This window comes from Variovorax sp. BGA-UO-ETr-C22, assembly GCF_059567965.1.
This window is the reverse complement of sequence record NZ_JCAQPA010000010.1, coordinates 615,555-631,518: the sequence shown is the minus strand read 5'-3', so window position 1 is coordinate 631,518 and position 15,964 is coordinate 615,555. Positions and strand designations below refer to the sequence as shown.

The following is a 15,964-nucleotide window of genomic DNA, read 5'->3' as shown; positions in this document are numbered from 1 at the left end:
GGACAGGTCAGGACGGCGAGCGGCCGGCCGCCTCGCGGCAGCGCGTTCCGCCGCGCGCATCGGTGGGCAGGATGAGCAGCGTCAAGGGCTGCGGCAGGTCCGGCGGCGGCGCATGCGCGAGGCGCACGCCCCGCAGAACCTCCAGCATCTCGGCGTCGCGGGCCGCGTCGCCGGTCAGGCCGAGCAGGCGCGGCCGGCGAAGCTGGCCCCCCTCGTCCACCTCGAAGCGCAGCAAGGACCGGTACGTTCCCGGCCGCGTGCGCACATTGCCGCACAACGCTTCCCAGACCCGCGCCTGCAGCAGGCTGGGGTAGCCCGCCAGGCTTCCAAGGCTGGCCGCGCGCGGGGCCTCCGCCCGGGCCTGCGCCGGCCTCAGCGCGAGCGTGACGGCCGAACCCGTGCGGACCTTTTCGGCCACCAGGCCCGAGCCCTCCAGCAACAGTTCAAGCGCGGTGTCGGGGGCGTAAAGCCCGCGCACCGCGGAGGACGTCAGCCCGGCCAGGATTTCGCTGCGAAAGAGTGCAGGCTGCCGCGTGACGGCGGCATAGCGCTTGAGCGCATCGGCCAAGGGAAGCGAGGGAATGTCGAACGCCAGTGCGGCGTCAACCGTGCCCGGAACCGCGCCGGCCGGGGCCTCGCCCTCACACAGCGGTGATGCAGATCCGTCGCTCGCCCAGGCCGTGCCGGCCAGCCACGACAGCGCAAGCGCGCAGAGTGCGACGCTGCGGCCTGTAGCGCCCGCGAACCCAGGGTGCACCTCGCTCATCCTCGCGGCGCAACGATGCCGCGCGCATCGTCACGCCCGCCGTGAGGATGCGAAAGCCATGGCAGGGAAAAAAGTCGAGTCGGCAAGGAGCGCACGCCAGTCGGGAAACTTGCATGCTGTCACCGGCGTGTGACGGTCTCGTTGCAACGTCAGACCTTCCTGCGCCCCGGCGCGTGGCGCGCATCCCGTGTGCCGCGGGAAGCCCGAGGACGCCCCTCGAGCGGCCGACCGACGCTCAGCCGGCCAGCCGCCCCGCCACCAGCTGCAGCACGCGGTCGCAGCGCTTGGCCAGGTCCTGGTCGTGCGTGACCATCACGAAAGCCGTGCCATGCCGGTGCGCGAGGTCGAGCATCAGCGCGAACACGGCGTCGGCGGTGCTGCGGTCGAGGTTGCCGGTGGGCTCGTCGGCCAGCACGCAGGCGGGCTTCGTGACCAGCGCACGCGCGATCGCCACGCGCTGGCGCTCGCCGCCCGACAGCTCGGCCGGCCGATGATGCAGGCGCTCGCCCAGGCCCACGCTGGCGAGGATCTTGGCCGCGGCCTGCGCCGCTTCGCCGGCTTCGACGCGGCGGATCTTCAGCGGCATCGCGACGTTGTCGAGCGCGCTGAACTCGGGCAGCAGGTGATGGAACTGGTAGACGAAGCCCAGGTGATGGTTGCGCAAGCGGCCCTGCTCGGCGGGGTCGGCATGCGCGATGTCCTTGCCGAGCAGTTCAACCTTGCCCGCGGTGGGTGCGTCGAGCCCGCCCATCAGGTGCAGCAGCGTGCTCTTGCCGGAACCGGACGCGCCGACGATGGCCAGCGTTTCGCCGGCGTGCACGTCGAGGTCGACACCGTGCAGCACGGTGAGGTCGATGCGGCCTTCGTGGAAGCGCTTGGTAAGGCCGCGGGCCTTGAGAACAACATCACTCATAGCGCAGGGCCTCGGCGGGATTGACGCGGCTGGCGCGCCAGCTCGGATACAGCGTGGCCAGGAAGGCCAGGATGAGGGAAATGATCGCGATCGGCATGATGTCGCTTTGCTGCGGATCGCTCGGCATCTTGCTGATCAGGTAGATGTCCTTGGGCAGGAAGCTCGCGTGGAAGAGCTGCTCCAGGAAGGGCACGATCACGTCGATGTTGTAGGCGATGCCCAGGCCCAGCAGCAGGCCGCCCACGGTGCCGATCACGCCCACCATGGCGCCCTGCACCACGAAGATGGCCATGATGCTGCGCGGCGAGCTGCCCAGCGTGCGCAGGATGGCGATGTCGGCGCGCTTGTCGGTCACGGTCATCACCAGCGTCGACACGAGGTTGAACGCCGCCACCGCGACGATGAGCGTGAGGATGATGAACATCATGCGTTTCTCGACCTGCACGGCCGCGAACCAGGTCTTGTTCTGGCGCGTCCAGTCGCGGATGAGGAACTGGCCCGGCAGCGTGACGGCGAGCTGGTCGGCCACCTCGCGCGCCTCGTGCAGGTCTTTCAGCTTGAGGCGGATGCCGGTCGGGCCTTCGAGGCGGAACACCTTGGCGGCGTCTTTCTCGTGCACCATCGCCAGCGCCGAGTCGTACTCGTAGTGGCCCGAATCGAACACGCCGACCACGGTGAACTGCTTCAGGCGCGGCACCACGCCGGCCGGCGTGACCTGTCCGCCCGGCGCCACCAGCGTGACCTGGTCGCCGGGCTGCACGAACATGGAGCGTGCCAGCTCGATGCCCAGCACGATGCCGAACTCGCCCGGCACCAGCTTGTCGAAGGTGCCGCCCTTGGCGATGCCGCCGGTGTCGGTGACCTCGGGCTCGAGCGCGGGGTCGATGCCGCGCACGATCGCGCCCTTCATGTCTTCACCGCGCGCAATCAGCGCCTGCGTGTTGATGAACGGCGCCGCGCCGATCACCTCGGGGTTCTTGCGGGCGTCGGCCATGATGGCGTCGATGTCCTGCAAGGCCTGGCCGTCGCGCGAGAAGATCTCGATGTGCGACACCACGCTGAGCATGCGGTCGCGCACTTCCTTCTGGAAGCCGTTCATCACGCTGAGCACGATGATCAGCGCCGCCACGCCCAGGGCGATGCCGAGCATCGACACGCCGGAGATGAAGGAGATGAAGCCGTTGCGTCGCGTGGCCCGGCCCGCGCGCGTGTAGCGCCAGCCGAGCTGCAGTTCGTAGGGGAATCGCATCAGCGGCCTCGCCCCGTGGCCTCAAGGGGCATGGGCGCACCCGCGGGGGGCGGCAAATACTCGGGGTGAGGAGCGAGGGGGTAGGTCATACGGTGGAATTGTGGCATCCCGGACAATAGGGAAATGGCCGAACCTCTCCCACGTCATCTGTTGATTCCCTTTGCCGGCCGCGGTTCCCCGGCTTGCCGCGCGGCGCTCGCGACCCTGCGACTGCCGAACCTCGAAACCCTGCTGCTGCGCCTGGCGCTCGCCGACACCGACACGCAGGACGACAGCACCCGCTCCCCGCCGCACGAACGCGCGCTGGCCCGCGCGCTGGGCCTGCCCCCCGCCGACGACGGCTGCATTCCCTGGGCCGCGCTCGAAGCCCGCAAGACCGGCCTGGCCGCGCCCGGCGACCCCGAGGCCTGGGGCCTGGTGACGCTGTGCAACTGGCAGGTCGGCATCGACGACGTGGCGCTGGGCGATCCGAGCGCCATCGAGATCGATGCCGCCGAGTCGATGGCCCTGCTGACCGTGGCGCAGCCGTTCTTCGAGGAAGACGGCATCGCGCTGTACCCCAGCGACACGCCGGGCCACTGGCTCGCCCGCGCGCCCATCTTCGACGGGCTGGCCACGGCCTCCATCGACCGCGCGGTGGGGTACCCCATTTCGCAGTGGTCGCCGCTGGGCGACGCGTCGCGGCCGCTGCGCCGGCTGCAGAACGAGATGCAGATGCTGCTGTACACGCAGCGCGTGAACGACGAGCGCACCGCGCGCGGCGTGCCGCCGATCAATTCGTTCTGGCTCAGCGGCACCGGTGTCCTGAAGGACGGCGCCCTGCCCTCGCCGCCCCTGTCGCGCACGCCGTTCGTCGAGCTCGCGCTGCGCGATGCCGCGCTGCGCGACGACGGCCTGGCCTGGGCCGCCGCCTGGCAGGCCTTGGACGCGGGCGCCGTCGCCGGCCTGCTCGCCGACCTCACGCGCGGCGCGGACGTGGCGCTCTCGCTGTGCGGCGACCGCGGCGCACAGCTTTTCACCGTGCAACCGCGCGGCCTCGCCCGTTGGGCCAAGGGCCTGTTCGACCGCAACCGCGCCACGCAGGTGCTGGAGTCCCTATGAAGATCATTGCCCGGGACATCCCGCCGCGCACCGTCTGGGCGCTGGAACAGGCCGGCGTGCACCCGCTGCTGGCGCGCCTCTTTGCCGCGCGCGGCGTGCGCGGCAAGGACGAGCTCGACGACGGCCTCGCGCGCCTGCTGCCGCCCGACACGCTGCGCGGCACGCGCGAAGCCGCCGTGCTGCTGGCCGACGCCATCGCGCAGGACAAGCGCCTGTGCATCGTGGCCGACTACGACTGCGATGGCGCCACCGCCTGCGCGGTCGGCGTGCGCGGCCTGCGCCTGCTGGGCGGCAAGAACGTGAGCTACCTCGTGCCCGACCGTGTGGTGGACGGCTACGGCCTGACGCCGCCCATCGCCGAGCGCGTGGCCGCGGCCGGCGCCGACATGCTGATCACCGTCGACAACGGCATTGCCAGCGTCGAGGGCGTGGCCGCCGCCAAGGCGCGCGGCCTGCAGGTGCTGGTGACCGACCACCACCTGCCCGGCCCCGAACTGCCCCTGGCCGACGTGATGGTCAACCCGAACCAGCCCGGCTGCGAGTTCGAAAGCAAGAGCATCGCCGGCGTCGGCGTGATGTTCTACGTACTGCTCGCGCTGCGCTCCGAACTGCGCACGCGCGGCGTGTTCGACACCGCCACGCAGCCCAAGCTCGATGCGCTGCTGCCGCTGGTGGCGCTGGGCACCGTGGCCGACGTGGTGAAGCTCGACGCCAACAACCGCCGCCTCGTGGCGCAGGGCCTGCGCCGCATTCGCGCAGGCGCGATGCCGGCCGGCGTGGCGGCGCTGTTCAAGGCAGCGGGGCGCACCGCCTCGGCCGCGACCACCTTCGACTTCGGCTTTGCACTCGGCCCGCGCATCAACGCGGCCGGCCGGCTGGCCGACATGACGCTGGGCATCGAGTGCCTGCTGACCGACGACGCGGGTCGCGCCGACGAACTCGCGCGCATGCTCGACGGCATCAACCGCGAGCGGCGCGACATCGAGGGCGGCATGCGCGACCAGGCGCTGCTGCTGGCCGAGTCGCTGTTCGCGGCCGATGGCGAAGGCGTGGAAGCGCCGCCGCCGGCCATCAGCGTGTTCGGCGCGGACTTCCATGAAGGCGTGGTGGGCATCGTGGCCTCGCGCATCAAGGACCGCTTCCATCGCCCGACCTTCGTGTTCGCGGCCAGCGCGGCGCCGGGCAAGGAGCAGGAGCTGAAGGGCTCGGGCCGCTCGATTCCGGGCTTTCACCTGCGCGATGCGCTCGACCTCGTGGCCAAGCGCCACCCCGGCGTGCTGCTGCGCTTCGGTGGCCACGCGATGGCCGCGGGCTGCACCGTGGCGCGCGAACACTTTCCCGTCTTCGAACGCGCGCTGGCGCAGGTGGCCGGCGAATGGCTGGCAGAAGCTGCGCTCACGCGTCAGATCGAGACCGACGGGCCGATCGCGCGCGAGTACATGCGCATCGACCTGGTCGACACGCTGCACCGCGAGGTCTGGGGCCAGGGCTTCGCACCGCCCACCTTCAGCGAAGAGGTCGAGGTGGTGTCGCAGCGGCTGGTGGGCGAGAAGCACCTGGCGCTCAAGCTCAAGCACCAGGGCCAGCCCATCGACGCGATCTGGTTCAGCCACACCGAGCCGCTGCCGCCACGCGTGAAGCTGGCGTTCCGGCTCGATGCGGACGAGTGGCAAGGGGTGCGACGGTTGCGCTTTCTGGTCGAAGGCGCGGAGGTGTGACGCAGGCGGCCTAGACTGGAGGCCCATCCATTCGGCCGGGCACTCTCGCATGCAGCAAGAAGCCATCTCGGCCCACGACATTTTTCCGCACATCCGTGTCGTGATGGGCATGGTCATCGGCCTGGGCGTGACCCGGCTGCTGTCGGGCGTCGCGCGCATCGTGCAGCACCCGACGCAGTACCGGCTCTACGCCGTGCACCTGGCCTGGGTCGCCTCGGTGCTGCTGGCGCTGGTGCATTTCTGGTGGTGGGAGTTCGGCCTGTACCAGATCGACAGCTGGACCTTCGGCACCTACGCCTTCATCGTCAGCTACGCGATCCTGCTCTTCCTGTTGTGCGCGCTGCTCTTTCCCGACAGCATGCAGGACTACGCGAGCTACCGCGACTACTTCTACGCCCGCCGCGCGTGGTTCTTCGGCCTGCTGGCCGCAACCTACCTGCTCGACGTGGTCGACACGCTGATCAAGGGCGAGGCGCACTTCGCCCGCTTTGCGATGGAGTACCTCATCCGCACGCCCATCCTCGTGGGCCTGTGCATCGCGGCGGCCCGCTCCGCCAACCCGCGCTTTCACACGGCCTTCGTTGCGGGCACGCTGGCGTACCAGCTGTCGTGGATCTTCCGGCTCTTCGACACCTTGGATTGAGCCGCTGCGGCCAACAGGAACAGGACCTGCGTCCATGAGGGCAGGCTAGTATCCACGTCCTTCAACCGATACGGACCCTACCTACCGCCGTGAGCACCCTGCCCCCTTGCCCCCAATGCCATTCGGAATTCACCTACGAAGACGGCCTCAACCTTGTCTGCCCCGAATGCGCTCACGAATGGTCCGCCTCGGGCGCTGCCGCCGAAAGCGCGGCCGATGAGGAGCGGGTCATCAAGGATTCGGTCGGCAACGTGCTGAACGACGGCGACACCGTCACCGTCATCAAGGACCTCAAGGTCAAGGGCTCGTCGCTGGTCGTGAAGGTCGGCACCAAGGCGAAGAACATCCGCCTGATCGATGGCGATCACGACATCGACTGCAAGATCGATGGCATTGGCGCGATGAAGCTGAAGTCGGAATTCGTGCGCAAGGCGTGAGACCGGCCTGGCTCATGCGGTGCAGCGTCTCGCTGTCCGCTCGTCACGCCGGTGCCGCGCGGACTTCCTAGCTGGCCAACTCCCGGCAGCGTGCGGCGTCCAGCGCATGGCCGCAGGCGTGGAACTCCCGCGCCGCCGCGGCGAAGCCTTCGCGCGCGGCAGCGACACGGCCCGAGGCCCGTTCGATGTGAGCCTGCGCCTCGTGCAGCGACGCGTACCAAGCCGGCAGTTTCATCACCACGTTGGCCAGGTATTCGGATTGCAGCTGGTGGCTGGCCGCCAGGTCCAGTTCGTGCGCTCTCGCGGCCGCGATGGTGGCCGGGATGGCGAAGGTGATGCGGCAGCCGGGGCAGCTTTCCAGCGGGCCGCGCACGTTGGCCTCGGCCTCCTCCAGCACGCCCAGCGCGGCATCGGGCTGCGTGGCCATCGCGATGCGGGTGCCGTAGATGCGGTCCAGCAGGTGGAAGCCGACGTCGGACTGGCGCGCGACATCGAGCGCTTCGTCGAGCAGGCCGCGCGCCCGGTCCATCTGCCCACGGTAGATCGCCAGTTCGGAGCGGCGCTGCAGCGACAGCGCTTCGCCGGTCGCGCCGCCGATCGCGCGGTGCATGCGCCCGCCGGCCACCAGGTCCTGCTCGGCGGCGTCGAGCTGGCCGCTGAGCAGCCAGGCCTCGCCGCGCAGCGTGACCGCGAACGCATGTCCGCGCGCCGCGCCCAGCCGCTGCGCTTCCGTGGCCAACGCATCGGCGAACGCGATGACCTCTGCATAGGGCCGCGAGCCGTAGAGGAAGCGCTGCGTGATGCACAGGTGGCCGTCGAACACGCGCACCGCCAGCTGCGGCAGGTGGCTCGTCTCCTTGAGGTCGGCCCACACGCTGCCGTGCAGGTCGCCGCGCGCGTGCGCCGCCGCGGCTTGCGACCAGGAGGCGATCACGAGCGTGCCTTCGTCGCCGGTCTCCAGGGCGATCCGGCGCACTTCGGTCGAGCGGCGCGTGCCTTCGGCGGGGTCCCCGAAGCCCAGGGCCGCCGCGCCGCTGTAGGCCAGCGCTTCGGCGAGGCGCCCCGCCACCGTGGTGGGATGCACGTCCTTCAGGTACTGCAGGGCACCGGGCGGGTCGCTCATCTTCACTTGCGCCAAGGCCCGCTTGGCGCGCAGTTCGTGGGACAGCGCCTCCGCAGCGACGGCGGCGGCCGCATCGTAGGCGGCCAACGTGCCGGGCCGGCCCAGCGCGTCCAGGGACTCGGCACGCAGCGCCAGGGCTTCCGGCTGCGCCGCCCGGTGCGCGAGCAGCGGCTCGACATGGCGCAACACGTCCTCGTAGGCGCCGAGGCGAAAGGCCTGGCGCGCGGCCGCCAGCGCACACGGCATGGCCTGCTCGGCATCGCCCGCGGCGAGCCAGTGATGGCCCACCAGGCCCGGTGCCGCACCGCCTTGCGCGAGCCGGGCCGCCACGTCGCGATGCAGCAGCACACGCCGGTGCGGCGGGATGCCTTCGGCCAGCGCGTCCCGCACGAGTGCGTGGCGGAAGCGGTAGCGGCCGTCGGCCACCACCAGCACGCCGGCGGCCAGCGCCTGATCGAGCCGCGCCAACGCGTCGTGGCCCTCGTCGGCGGCCAGCGCCACGGCCGTGGCCACGTCGAAATCTTCGGCCGACAGCGCCAATCGGCGCAGGGCCTCCGTCGTGCCGGGGTCCAGGTCGCACAGGCGTTCGGCCAGGGCCGACGACAGGCTGCGGGACATCACCGCCGTGGCGCCGTCTGAGGTGGCCGCACCGCGCGCGAGTTCGACCACGGCAAACGGCAGGCCTTCGGCACGACGCGCGATGGCGGTGGCGGCCTCGGCCGTCATCGGCGCGTCGGCCGAGCGGGCCGCGAGCAGCGCCGCTTCTTCCTCGGAGAGCGGCCCCAGTTCAAGGGCCTCCAGCTGGCCGGCGCGCTGCAAGCGCGAAGTGTTCCGATCCAGCAGCGGCGGCAGCGCGTGCCGGCATGCGAGCAGCACGAACACCGGGGGGCCGCTGGCAGCCAGCTGCGTCAGCGCCTGGGCGCTCGCGTCGTCCGCCGCGTGCGCATCGTCGACGATGAGCAGCACCGGCTTGTGCGCGGCGGTGGCCAGCAGCAGCCGGCGCACGGCGCCCACCATCTGGTGGCGCCCGAGCGGCAGGGCCAACGGCTTCACGTCGCCCGAGGCGGTCATCTGCGCCAGCACAGCCTGGGCGTGCGCACCGATGGCCTGCGCCGCGTCGGGCAGCTCGCCGAGCAGGGGCTCCACCAGGTCGGCCGCGATGCCGTAGGGCCGGGTCCAGTCGCCGGCCTGCAACGAGCGCACCTGCCAGCCCAGGCCCCGCGCTTCTTCGGCGACGCGGCGGCAGAACGCGGTCTTGCCCATGCCCGCCGGTGCGCGTACCACCGCGCCCCCCGGACGGCCCGCGAGGCTGGCGCGCAGCCACCCCAGGACACGCACCAGCTCCATGGCGCGGCCGACGAAACGCGGCGCGGCGCCCTCCAGGCCCGCCACGCATTCGCGGTACAGCGCCTCGGCCGGCGGACCGGGGCGCATGTCCATGGTCTGCAGATGGTCGCGCAAGTGGCCGTACCAGCGCAGCGCCGAAGAGCGCCGCCCGGCCGCCAGTTCCTCGCGCATCAGCTGGACATGGGCCGCCTCGTCGGTGGGGTCTTCGCGCACCAGCCGTTCCAGGTCGCCGGTCTGGCGCAGCAACCGCAGGAACTTGTCGCGCAACCGCTGGCGCGGCGCCTCGGTCCAGGCTTCGTAGCGGGCGTCCGGCAGGAGGTCGCCACCGTAGAGCTGTGCGGCCGCCTTGCAGGTCTGCGGATCGCCGCTGCGCAGGGCCTCGTCCGCTGCGCGCTCGAACTGCTCGGCGTCGCACGCCACCGCACGGTCGGGCAGCAGGAAAACCCGGCCGCCTCGCAGCACCAGGGCGTCGGGCTGGCCGATGAACTGGCGCGCGTGGTGCGCGGCCTTGCGCAGGTTGGCGCTGCCGGCGTCAGGGTCCAGGTGCGGCCACAGGGCTTCCACCACCTGCTCGTTCGCCAGGCTGCGTCCGGGCTGCAGGGCCAGCAGCTGCAGCAGCTCGGCGGCGCGCCGGGTCAGCGGCACTGATGGAATCTGCGGGTCATCGCCGGCCACGCTCAGGTGGAACGGGCCCAGCAGCCGGATGGACACGGCTTCGGACGGCGGAGTCGGTGGGGGCGACATCGCGATTCCTTTCCCCCGGCACGGGCCGGGAACGTTTCAGGAACGCCAAGCGTGGAGCATCAGTATGCCGTCTATCGAATCTGGCGGGTGCAACGAATAGACGCATCACCCTCGCGCCCGCGGACCCTCAAGGAGTACCTCATGCATATCGCAAAAGACGCCGTCGACGTGAAGATGGAAATTCCCGGTGCCCTGATCCGGCAGCGTCTGAATTTCGGCGACGCGACCGGCTACAGCAAGATCAGCGGCGAGTACTTCACGCTGTCGGCGGGCGTCGACACGACGCCGCTGTTCCAGGGCCTGAACAACCACAACTCCTGCCAGTGCCCGCACTGGGGGTTCGTGCTCAAGGGCCAGATCACCACCACCGACGACGCCGGGGAGCAGGAGACCGTCCAGGCCAACGACCTGTTCTATTGGCCGCCCGGCCACAACGTCAAGGTCGACGCCGACGCGGAGATCGTGATGTTCAGCCCGCAGCACGAACACACGCACGTGATCGACCACATGATCGAGAAGGTGAAGTCATGAACCCGAACAAGGCCCTCTGGGAAAAAGGCGACTTCACCCGCATCGCCGAGAGCATGCGCGAGAGCGGTGAAGACGTCGTGCGCCACGCGCACATCACGCCCGGCATGAAGGTGCTGGACCTCGGCTGCGGCGACGGCAACACCGCCATCCCGGCCGCCAAGCTCGGCGCGCAGGTGCTGGGCGTCGACATCGCCGCCAACCTGGTCGCCGCGGGCAACCGGCGGGCGGCCCAGGCCGGGCTGTCGGCCAGCTGCCGGTTCGAGGAAGGGGACGCCTGCGAGCTGCGGCTGGAGAACAAGTCCTTCGACCTCGTCATCAGCATGTTCGGCGCCATGTTCGCGCCCAAGCCCTTCGACGTGGCACGGGAGATGGTGCGTGTCACGCGTCCGGGCGGCCGCATCCTCATGGGCAACTGGATCCCGAACGACCCGACGCTGGTGGCGCAGATCCTGAAGATCAGTTCGTCGTATGCGCCCCCGCCGCCCGAGGGTTTCGTGAGCCCGATGGGCTGGGGCTCGACCCCGAACATCATCGAGCGCTTTGGCGCGGCGGGCGTTGCCTCGGAGGCCATCAGCTGGGAACGCGACAGCTACATCTTCGACTTCAAGGGTTCACCGGCGGAATTCGTCGACACCTTCCGGCAGTTCTACGGCCCGACCATGAACGCATTCGACGCGGCAGCCCAGGCGGGGCGCACCGACGAACTGCGCACGGAACTGGTGACGCTGTTCCAGAGCCAGAACCAGAGCCAGTACCCCAACACCTGCCTGATCGCCGCGACGTTCCTGCGGGTGACGGTGGACGTGGGCTGATCCGCGGCGTTCCGTCGCCTTCTGCGGCCGGTCCAGATCGCCGGACAGGTCGAGGGAGACAAAGAAAAAGCCCGGCAACGCAGGACGTTGTCGGGCTTTTTTGATTGGTGCCGCTTGTCGGAATCGAACTGACGACCTTCCGCTTACAAGGCGGGTGCTCTACCAATTGAGCTAAAGCGGCTGAAAGAAAGCAGTGCTGGCGACGATTCTAAGCGGCCGGCTTTGGGGCCGACCGCGTCGTCACTTGACGCGCTTGAGCGACGGCCGGGCGCCGCCACCGGCCGGCGGGCGCGGTGGCTCGTCGGTCGGGTCGGAAGGCGCCGAGCCGGCGTCGACCGTCTCGTCGCCCTCTTCGCCCGTCACCAGATGGAACACCTTGCTGGCGTCGCCTTCGGTGCCGCGCGAGGCATCGCGCAGCGGCATGCGCGGCGCGCTGTTCGGCGAAGCAGCGGCCGTGGTGGCGTCATCGCCATCGTCGGACGTGGTGGCGGTCGGCACGGGGGCCGGGAACGCCATGCCCTGTCCGTTCTCACGGGCGTAGATCGCGATCACACGGCCGACCGGCACGCTGATCTCGCGCGCCGTGCCGGCGAAGCGGGCCTTGAACTCGATGAAGTCGTTGCCCAGCTTCAGCGAGCTGGTCGCGTCGAAGCTGATGTTCAGCACGATCTCGCCGTTCTTCACGTACTCGCGCGGCACCTGGACGGTGTCGTCGACCAGCACCGCGACATAGGGCGTGAACCCGTTGTCGGTGCACCACTCGTACAGCGCCCGGATGAGGTACGGGCGGGTGGAAGAGGACTCGAGCGCGTTGATCATGAAAGGCGGCGAAAAACGAAGGAAGCAAGCACGCAGCTTACTTACTTTCGCATGACCTTTTCGGAAGGCGTCAGTGCTTCGATGTAGGCCGGGCGCGAGAAGATGCGCTCGGCGTACTTCAGCAGCGGCGCCGCGTTCTTGCTGAGGTCGATGCCGTAGTAGTCGAGGCGCCAGAGCAGCGGCGCGATGGCCACGTCGAGCATCGAGAAGTTGTCGCCCAGCATGTACTTGTTCTTGAGGAACACGGGCGCGAGCTGCGTGAGGCGGTCGCGGATGTGCGAGCGGGCCTTTTCGAGCGCCTTCTCGTTGCCCTTGGCGGTGCGGTTCTCGAGCGTGGCGACGTGCACGAACAGTTCCTTCTCGAAGTTGAGCAGGAACAGGCGCACGCGGGCGCGGTCGACCGGGTCGCCGGGCATCAGTTGCGGGTGTGGGAAGCGCTCGTCGATGTACTCGTTGATGATGTTCGACTCGTACAGGATCAGGTCGCGCTCGACCAGGATCGGCACCTGGCCGTACGGATTCATCACGCTGATGTCTTCGGGCTTGTTGTAGAGATCGACGTCGCGGATCTCGAAGTCCATGCCCTTTTCGAACAACACGAAGCGGCAGCGGTGGGAGAAGGGGCAGGTCGTTCCTGAATACAAGACCATCATGGCGAGAGACTCCTAAAAATCAAAAAGAGTGGGTCGCCTGGGCAACCCACTCTGTGGGACCGGACGCACGAGGCGCCCGATCGGCGTGAACGGAATTACTTGACGTCTTTCCAGTACGAGGCGTTCAGTCGCCATACGAAAACCACCGACATGGCCAGGAACAGCAGCACCCAGACGCCGATGCGCACGCGGGTGTTCTGTGCCGGCTCGGCCATCCACTGCAGGTAGCCGACGAGGTCGCCCACTGCGCTGTCGAACTGCACCGGGGTCAGCGTGCCGGGGGTCACTTGCTCCCACTTGCCCGTGAACACGTCGGTGGCATGACCGTGCTGCTCGACCTTGGCGTGCACCGGCAGGCGCTCGCCCTGCAGCTCCCACAGCGGGTTCGGCATGGCGACGCTCGGGAACAGCAGGTTGTTCCAGCCGGTGGCCTTGGTGTCGTCGCGGTAGAAGCTGCGCAGGAAGGTGTACAGGTAGTCGGGGCCCGTGCCGCCATGGCCGGCGCGCGAACGTGCGACCAGCGTCAGGTCGGGCGGCGTGGTGCCGAACCATTCCTTGGCCTGGCGCGCGTCGATGTTGGCCTTCATGGTCTCGCCGACCTTGTCGGTCGTGAACAGAAGGTTGTCCTTGATCTGCTGCTCGCTGATGCCGATGTCCTGCAGGCGGTTGTAGCGCATGAAGGCGGCCGAGTGGCAGTTCAGGCAGTAGTTGACGAACAGCTTGGCGCCGTTCTGCAGGGCCGCCACGTCGGTGGTCTTGTTGGGCGACTTGTCCCACGCCAGACCGCCCGATTCGGCGGATGCGGCCGCGGAGAAGGTCAGGCCCAGTGCCAGACCCATGACAGCGAGCCAGCCGGAAATTCTTTTCTTCATCGTGTTTCTCTCAAGCTCTCTTGCACTTGCGCGCGCATCAATGGGCGGCGAAGACCACGCGCTCGGGCACGGTCTTGAATTCGCCCTTGCGGCTCCACCACGGCATCAGCAGGAAGAAGCCGAAGTAGAAGAGCGTGCCGATCTGCGAGATGGTCTGGGCGATGTCCAGGGCGAACGAGCCGATGACCAGGTTGCCCCAGACGCCGGGTGCCTGGATGCCCAGGTACCCCAGGATCAGGAACAGGAACACGAACACGCCGTAGACATACTTGTGCCAGCTCGGACGGTAGCGGATCGACTTGACTTCGCTGTGGTCGAGCCACGGCAGGAAGAACAGGATGATGACCGAGCCGCCCATGATGACCACGCCCCAGAACTTGGCGTCGAAGGTCTTGAGCAGGAAGATCACGACGGCGGCCACGACCACCGCGGCAACCTTCAGGCCCATGCCCGACTTGCCCTTGATGAAGTTCCAGACGGCAGCGGCCGCGATGATCAGCGCGAACACGTTGACCATGTCGTCGGTGGTGGCGCGCAGCATCGAATAGAACGGCGTGAAGTACCAGACCGGGGCGATGTGGTTCGGCGTCTTCAGCGAATCGGCCGGGATGAAGTTGTTGTACTCGAGGAAGTACCCACCGGCTTCAGGCGCGAAGAAGATCACTGCCGAGAAGATCGTGAGGAACACCACCACGCCGAAGATGTCGTGCACCGTGTAGTACGGGTGCGACGGGATGCCGTCGAGCGGATGGCCGTCGGGACCGCGCTTGGCCTTGATCTCGATGCCGTCGGGGTTGTTCGAACCCACTTCGTGCAGCGCGATCAGGTGGGCCACCACGAGGCCAAGCAGCACCAGCGGCACGGCGATGACGTGGAAGCTGAAGAAGCGGTTCAGCGTGGCGTCGCTCACGACGTAGTCGCCGCGGATCAGCAGGGCCAGGTCAGGACCGATGAAGGGGATGGCAGCAAACAGGTTCACGATCACCTGGGCGCCCCAGTAGGACATCTGGCCCCAAGGCAGCAGGTAGCCCATGAAGGCTTCGGCCATCAGGCACAGGAAGATCGCGCAGCCGAACACCCAGATCAGCTCGCGCGGCTTGCGGTAGCTGCCGTACATGAGGCCGCGGAACATGTGCAGGTACACCACGATGAAGAACGCCGAGGCGCCCGTCGAGTGGATGTAGCGGATGAGCCAGCCCCAGGGCACGTCGCGCATGATGTACTCGACCGATGCGAACGCCTGGTTCGCGTCGGGCTTGTAATGCATGACGAGGAAGATGCCGGTCACGATCTGGATCACGAGGACCAGCATCGCGAGCGAGCCGAAGATGTACCAGAAGTTGAAATTCTTCGGTGCGTAGTACTTGCCCCACTGGTCGTTCCAGAGCTTGGTCAGCGGGAAGCGGTTGTCGACCCAGTTGAGCAGCTTCTCGCCGGCGGGGGCGTTCGGGGAAACTTCGTGAAATTCAGCCATGTTCGTGGTCTCCCTCAGGCCTTCTTGCTGTCGTCGCCGATGAGCAGGCGCGTGTCGGACAGGTACATGTGCGGAGGCACAGGGAGGTTGTCAGGAGCGGGCTTGTTCTTGAACACGCGACCGGCGAGGTCGAACGTGGAACCGTGGCAGGGACAGAGGAAGCCGCCTTCCCAGTCGTTCGGCAGCGAGGGTTGCGGGCCGGCCTGCAGGCGGTCGACCGGCGAGCAGCCGAGGTGGGTGCAGATACCGACCACGACCAGCACATCGGGCTTGATCGAACGGTGGCCGTTCTGTGCGTACTTGGGCGTGAATTCGTCGGGGTGACGCTTGGAGAGCGGATCGGCGAGCTGGCCATCGAGCTTGGCGAGTTCGGCGACCTGGTCAGGGCTGCGCTTGAGGATCCAGACGGGCTTGCCACGCCATTCGACGGTGATCTTTTCGCCGACCTTGAGGGCCGAGATGTCCACTTCGACCGCGGCGCCCGCGGCCTTGGCCTTTTCGGACGGCTGGAATGTGCTCACAAAAGGGATTGCGGTGGCCACGCCGCCCGCTACGCCGGCACAGCTGGATGCGATCAACCACGTCCGCTTGCTTGTGTCGATCCGGGGCGAGCCGGAGGTCATGTCACTCATGGGGATCCTCTAAGTCTTCTTCGCTGGAGCAGGGGCTGACCTTCGCCGCAGCAAGGTCAACCCGAGATTGTAGCGGGGCGCAAAAGAGTTTTTCAATGATTGCCGCGCGTGCGCACGGCGCCGCAGCACG

At 68.5% G+C, this 15,964-nt stretch carries 15 protein-coding genes and 1 tRNA gene; 6 read left to right on the top strand and 10 right to left on the bottom strand.

The features are described 5' to 3' along the window. Positions 1–7: 7 nt before the first annotated feature. The 3 genes from AC57B8_RS16355 to AC57B8_RS16345 all read right to left on the bottom strand — a co-directional run bounded on the left by AC57B8_RS16355 (position 8) and on the right by AC57B8_RS16345 (position 2,928). Complete coding sequence (locus AC57B8_RS16355) at positions 8–766, bottom strand: TonB-dependent outer membrane receptor (RefSeq protein WP_496480139.1); 759 nt, start codon at positions 764–766, stop codon at positions 8–10. 235 nt (positions 767–1,001) lie between these two features. After that, the gene (gene lolD / locus AC57B8_RS16350; protein WP_496480138.1) at positions 1,002–1,679 is read right to left on the bottom strand and encodes a lipoprotein-releasing ABC transporter ATP-binding protein LolD; all 678 of its coding nucleotides are present in this window, start codon (positions 1,677–1,679) and stop codon (positions 1,002–1,004) included. Next, positions 1,672–2,928 carry a lipoprotein-releasing ABC transporter permease subunit gene (locus AC57B8_RS16345; RefSeq protein WP_062473701.1) on the bottom strand — a complete coding sequence of 419 codons (1,257 nt, stop codon included), beginning with the start codon at positions 2,926–2,928 and terminating at the stop codon, positions 1,672–1,674. Before AC57B8_RS16345 ends, lolD begins: the two co-directional genes overlap by 8 nt. Positions 2,929–3,051: 123 nt before the next feature. Here AC57B8_RS16345 and AC57B8_RS16340 point away from each other — a divergent pair, with 123 nt between their 5' ends. The 4 genes from AC57B8_RS16340 to AC57B8_RS16325 all read left to right on the top strand — a co-directional run bounded on the left by AC57B8_RS16340 (position 3,052) and on the right by AC57B8_RS16325 (position 6,827). After that, a complete protein-coding gene (locus AC57B8_RS16340; protein ID WP_496480137.1) occupies positions 3,052–4,029 on the top strand; it encodes a hypothetical protein in 978 nt (325 codons plus the stop codon). Beyond that, complete coding sequence (gene recJ, locus AC57B8_RS16335; protein ID WP_095950947.1) at positions 4,026–5,747, top strand: single-stranded-DNA-specific exonuclease RecJ; 1,722 nt, start codon at positions 4,026–4,028, stop codon at positions 5,745–5,747. Before AC57B8_RS16340 ends, recJ begins: the two co-directional genes overlap by 4 nt. Before the next feature lie 49 nt (positions 5,748–5,796). Continuing rightward, a complete protein-coding gene (locus AC57B8_RS16330; protein WP_062473695.1) occupies positions 5,797–6,390 on the top strand; it encodes a hypothetical protein in 594 nt (197 codons plus the stop codon). Between the two features lie 89 nt (positions 6,391–6,479). Continuing rightward, a complete protein-coding gene (locus AC57B8_RS16325; RefSeq protein WP_495272470.1) occupies positions 6,480–6,827 on the top strand; it encodes a zinc ribbon domain-containing protein YjdM in 348 nt (115 codons plus the stop codon). A 67-nt stretch (positions 6,828–6,894) separates the two neighbouring features. Here AC57B8_RS16325 and AC57B8_RS16320 read toward each other — a convergent pair whose 3' ends face one another. After that, positions 6,895–10,041 carry an ATP-binding protein gene (locus AC57B8_RS16320; protein WP_496480136.1) on the bottom strand — a complete coding sequence of 1,049 codons (3,147 nt, stop codon included), beginning with the start codon at positions 10,039–10,041 and terminating at the stop codon, positions 6,895–6,897. A 141-nt stretch (positions 10,042–10,182) separates the two neighbouring features. Between AC57B8_RS16320 and AC57B8_RS16315 the strand changes: the two genes are divergently transcribed. Together AC57B8_RS16315 and AC57B8_RS16310 are read left to right on the top strand one after the other, a co-directional pair. Then, complete coding sequence (locus AC57B8_RS16315; protein WP_159275044.1) at positions 10,183–10,572, top strand: cupin domain-containing protein; 390 nt, start codon at positions 10,183–10,185, stop codon at positions 10,570–10,572. Beyond that, positions 10,569–11,384: a class I SAM-dependent methyltransferase gene (locus AC57B8_RS16310; RefSeq protein WP_496480135.1), complete on the top strand. Its 816-nt coding sequence runs from the start codon at positions 10,569–10,571 to the stop codon at positions 11,382–11,384. The genes AC57B8_RS16315 and AC57B8_RS16310 overlap by 4 nt, the downstream gene beginning before the upstream one ends. Positions 11,385–11,489: 105 nt before the next feature. Here the strand turns inward: AC57B8_RS16310 and AC57B8_RS16305 are convergent. The 6 genes from AC57B8_RS16305 to petA form a co-directional block, all read right to left on the bottom strand. Beyond that, positions 11,490–11,565 (bottom strand) — tRNA-Thr (locus AC57B8_RS16305). A gap of 59 nt (positions 11,566–11,624) precedes the next feature. After that, positions 11,625–12,203: a ClpXP protease specificity-enhancing factor gene (locus AC57B8_RS16300; protein ID WP_062473685.1), complete on the bottom strand. Its 579-nt coding sequence runs from the start codon at positions 12,201–12,203 to the stop codon at positions 11,625–11,627. Positions 12,204–12,244: 41 nt separating this feature from the next. Next, complete coding sequence (locus AC57B8_RS16295) at positions 12,245–12,856, bottom strand: glutathione S-transferase N-terminal domain-containing protein (protein ID WP_062473683.1); 612 nt, start codon at positions 12,854–12,856, stop codon at positions 12,245–12,247. 95 nt (positions 12,857–12,951) lie between these two features. Continuing rightward, entirely contained in the window at positions 12,952–13,728 is a 777-nt protein-coding gene (locus AC57B8_RS16290) for a cytochrome c1 (RefSeq protein ID WP_062473681.1), read from the bottom strand. A gap of 37 nt (positions 13,729–13,765) precedes the next feature. Further along, on the bottom strand, positions 13,766–15,202 hold the full coding sequence (locus AC57B8_RS16285) for a cytochrome b (RefSeq protein WP_070059900.1): 1,437 nt from the start codon (positions 15,200–15,202) through the stop codon (positions 13,766–13,768). 14 nt (positions 15,203–15,216) lie between these two features. Further along, entirely contained in the window at positions 15,217–15,834 is a 618-nt protein-coding gene (gene petA, locus AC57B8_RS16280; RefSeq protein WP_062473677.1) for a ubiquinol-cytochrome c reductase iron-sulfur subunit, read from the bottom strand. Between the last annotated feature and the right edge of the window lie 130 nt (positions 15,835–15,964).

Coding starts and splice junctions, on each gene's coding strand:
- AC57B8_RS16295 (WP_062473683.1), bottom strand. CDS start 12,856: ATGATGGTCTTGTATTCAGGAACGACCTGCCCCTTCTCCCACCGCTGC.
- lolD (WP_496480138.1), bottom strand. CDS start 1,679: ATGAGTGATGTTGTTCTCAAGGCCCGCGGCCTTACCAAGCGCTTCCAC.
- AC57B8_RS16320 (WP_496480136.1), bottom strand. CDS start 10,041: ATGTCGCCCCCACCGACTCCGCCGTCCGAAGCCGTGTCCATCCGGCTG.
- AC57B8_RS16330 (WP_062473695.1), top strand. CDS start 5,797: ATGCAGCAAGAAGCCATCTCGGCCCACGACATTTTTCCGCACATCCGT.
- AC57B8_RS16340 (WP_496480137.1), top strand. CDS start 3,052: ATGGCCGAACCTCTCCCACGTCATCTGTTGATTCCCTTTGCCGGCCGC.
- AC57B8_RS16285 (WP_070059900.1), bottom strand. CDS start 15,202: ATGGCTGAATTTCACGAAGTTTCCCCGAACGCCCCCGCCGGCGAGAAG.
- AC57B8_RS16290 (WP_062473681.1), bottom strand. CDS start 13,728: ATGAAGAAAAGAATTTCCGGCTGGCTCGCTGTCATGGGTCTGGCACTG.
- AC57B8_RS16355 (WP_496480139.1), bottom strand. CDS start 766: ATGAGCGAGGTGCACCCTGGGTTCGCGGGCGCTACAGGCCGCAGCGTC.
- recJ (WP_095950947.1), top strand. CDS start 4,026: ATGAAGATCATTGCCCGGGACATCCCGCCGCGCACCGTCTGGGCGCTG.
- AC57B8_RS16345 (WP_062473701.1), bottom strand. CDS start 2,928: ATGCGATTCCCCTACGAACTGCAGCTCGGCTGGCGCTACACGCGCGCG.
- AC57B8_RS16300 (WP_062473685.1), bottom strand. CDS start 12,203: ATGATCAACGCGCTCGAGTCCTCTTCCACCCGCCCGTACCTCATCCGG.
- AC57B8_RS16315 (WP_159275044.1), top strand. CDS start 10,183: ATGCATATCGCAAAAGACGCCGTCGACGTGAAGATGGAAATTCCCGGT.
- AC57B8_RS16310 (WP_496480135.1), top strand. CDS start 10,569: ATGAACCCGAACAAGGCCCTCTGGGAAAAAGGCGACTTCACCCGCATC.
- petA (WP_062473677.1), bottom strand. CDS start 15,834: ATGAGTGACATGACCTCCGGCTCGCCCCGGATCGACACAAGCAAGCGG.